This is a genomic window from Micromonospora sp. NPDC047753 (assembly GCF_040642735.1).
Classification (GTDB): domain Bacteria; phylum Actinomycetota; class Actinomycetes; order Mycobacteriales; family Micromonosporaceae; genus Micromonospora.
The window spans coordinates 1-2896 of record NZ_JBEYSL010000679.1; the positions used below are offsets into that span (position 1 = coordinate 1).

A 2896-nucleotide genomic window follows, 5' to 3' on the forward strand; every position below is an offset into this window, starting at 1 on the left:
CCCCTGCTGGCGCTGTGGGTCGTCTGGGCCATCGGCACCCGGTCGGCGCGGGCCTTCGAGGGGTTCGGCCCGTTGGCGGCGCAACCCCGCTCCGACGACCGGGACCAGAGCCTCACCGACGCCGGTTTCTGGCAGGACGCGCACGTCACCGGTTGGCTACGGCAGGTCCACGTGGTGCTCGGCATCGGGACGCTGAACGTCGCACTGCTGGCCGGCGTCGCACCGGGCGGGATCGGTCACGTCGTGCTGTTCGTGATCGCCGTCGGACTGCTCGGGGCGGGCGTGGTGCTCCTCGCCCTGCCCGTGCCGACCAGCCCGGTGCGGGCCCGACGGATCCTGCGAACCCTGTGGGCGACCACAGTGCTGACGACCGTGTTGTGCCTCGGCTCGGCCACGCTGGCGGACGCGACACCCTCCGGCTCGGGCAAGCTGCCCGGGTACGAGGGCGCCGCCGCCGGGGTGGTCGCCACGCAGGGTGTCCTGCTCGTCGTGCTCACCGTCGTCACGTACACCCGCCAACGTGCCGCCCGCGGCGACGAGCGCCCCGTCCTGCGCGGGCTGGGCACCCCGGTCATGGCCGCGGCGGCGGTGAGCGTCGGCGCCGCCTTCACCGCGACTCTGGTCTACCGCGTCGCCGACGCCCTCGACCACGGCGACATCCCCGACCCGATCCGGCCCAACCCGCCGATCGTCGGCCCGCTGGACCCGCCGGTGGCCTACTGGTGGGCAGCGCTCGCCGGGCTCGCCGCGCTGCTGATCGGCGCGGCGGTGACCTCCGTGACCCTCCTGCTGAGTCGGCGACGGCGACGGCGGTTGGCGGCACGGATCATCGAACGGGACTACCCCGACGTGCCGGCGGCGGACGCGCACCGGCTGCGCGTGGTCCGGGAGACCATCGCCCGGTCCCGGGTCACCGAGGAGCTCGGCCCGGTGCTGCTCGCGTTCCTGTTGATCGCGTCGCTCGGGCTGGCCACCGTCGCCTTCGACGTGATCGGGATCGGTCCCACGCAACTCGCGGACCGGCTGGGCGGGGACGGCCGCGCGGCCGTCGTGCTCGCCTACGTCACCGACGCCGGTGTCTGGGTGATCAGCCTGCTGGTGATCTGCCTGCTGATCCTCGGGTTCCGCGCGTACCGGTCGGCGCAGACCCGGCGGGTGGTGGCGGTGCTGTGGGACCTCGGCACCTTCTGGCCCCGGACGGTCCACCCGTTCGCGCCGCCCTGCTACGCCGCCCGCGCCGTCCCGGAGCTGGCGAAACGGGTCACCGGGCTCACCGCGCGGGGCCCGGTGGTCATCTCCGGGCACAGCCACGGCTCGGTGCTCGCCGCCGCCACCATCCTGCACCTGCCGCCGTCCGTGCTGACCCGGGTGTCGCTGTTGACCTACGGGTCACCGCTGCGGCGCACCTACGCGCGGCTCTACCCCGCGTACTTCGGACCGCGGACGCTGCACGACCTGGGTGGGCGGATCGGGTGGCGGTGGCGCAACCTGTGGCGGGACACCGACCCGATCGGCGGGCCGATCTTCCCTCCGGGCTCGCCCGGAACACCGCCGGACGTCGACATCCGACTGCGTGATCCCCGCAGCCTGACCATCGACCCGGCGGACACCGTGCCGCCGCCGATCGAAGGACACTGGCCGTACCACACCCAGGCCGCGTACCAGGTCGCGATCCGTGAGCTGATCGACCGGTCCGGCTGATCCGCACTCAGGGCGTCAGCGCGACCAGGGCCGTCACCGCCTCCCCGTCGAGGGCCCCGTCGGCCACCCACACCCGGTATTGGCCGTGCCGGCTCCCACCGGCCGGCACCACCGCCGGACGGTCGAACGCGAACGCCACACAGACCCCCGGATACATCCCGGTCCGCACGAACCACCTGTCGTCGCGGCCGAGCCCCGAGAAGACCAGGGTGTACGCCCCGGCGCCCGACCGGACGCCGGTCAGCGCGAGCCACGACGCCGCGCTGCCGTTGACCGTCTCCTCCCCGACCGCGTCGGCGGTGAACACCGCCGGTTCGCCGTCGGCGGCGGCCCGCCAGAAGAACCCGCCGTAGCCGGCCCCACCCGGGCGGCCGTTGGTGGCCGGGCTGCCCAGCCGGATCTCCCGGTCGTCCGGGGCGACGAGGACGGACTCCACGTCGAGGCGCCAGGCGTCCGGTGTGACCACCGACGCGGCGAGCCACCTCCGCTCGGTCAGCAGCACCCCGCCGGTCCGGTCGCGCCACTGCAGATCGTGCGCGTACCGGCCCGGGGACCGTTCGACCTCACCGGTGTGCGTGATGACGCCGTGGTCGTCGCGCCAGGTGTAGCCGACGTCGCGGACGTAGGTGCGCCCGCCCCAGAGGTTGCTGCCGTCGACGTCCTGGACCGCGAGGGACGCGCCGAGGTGCCACACGTGGTCGGCGGGAAGCGCGTCGGTGACCACCGTTCCGCCGAGCGTGCGCACCGGGTGCAGGTACGGCCGGGGACCGTGTTGGGCGTCCAGCGCCGGGTCGAGCACATACTCGGCAACCTCCGTGGCCCCGACGGTCAGCCGCACCGGCTCCCCGCTCACGGCAGCTCCCCAGGACCGGCGACGGCGACGGAGACCGGTCGGCGATTGGCGACGGCGTGCAGGGCGGCCACCGTGTAGCCGGCGAGGATAGGCACCGCGACCGGGGTGACCAGGACGGTGAGCAGTCCGGCGAGTGTGACCACCCCGGTGAGCGCCGCCCAGCGGGTGGGCGCGTCGAGGCAGGCGCGCGCGGCGGAGCGGGCCGAGGCCCGCCACCGCACGCCCCCGTTGCCGCCCACCTCGACGACGACCAGCCCGGCGTACCCGGCCAGGCCGGCCGCGACCAGCGTCCGTCCGGTCACCCTCGGCAGGGTGGTCGAATCAGGCCCCGCGATCTCGCGT

2 protein-coding genes and 1 pseudogene are annotated in these 2896 nt (G+C 74.7%); 1 reads left to right on the forward strand and 2 read right to left on the reverse strand.

All coding sequences use genetic code 11. The annotated features are described in order from the left end of the window. A partial coding sequence (locus ABZ749_RS33025) for a hypothetical protein (RefSeq protein WP_357234825.1) occupies positions 1–1701 on the forward strand: 1701 nt, incomplete at its 5' end. A 7-nt stretch (positions 1702–1708) separates the two neighbouring features. On the opposite strand, the gene ABZ749_RS33030 is transcribed toward ABZ749_RS33025, so the two are convergent. Together ABZ749_RS33030 and ABZ749_RS33035 are read right to left on the reverse strand one after the other, a co-directional pair. Continuing rightward, positions 1709–2554: a PmoA family protein gene (locus ABZ749_RS33030; protein WP_357234827.1), complete on the reverse strand. Its 846-nt coding sequence runs from the start codon at positions 2552–2554 to the stop codon at positions 1709–1711. Further along, positions 2551–2896 (reverse strand): annotated as a pseudogene (locus tag ABZ749_RS33035) (hypothetical protein); the annotation flags it as partial. The gene ABZ749_RS33030 and the pseudogene ABZ749_RS33035, both read right to left, overlap by 4 nt.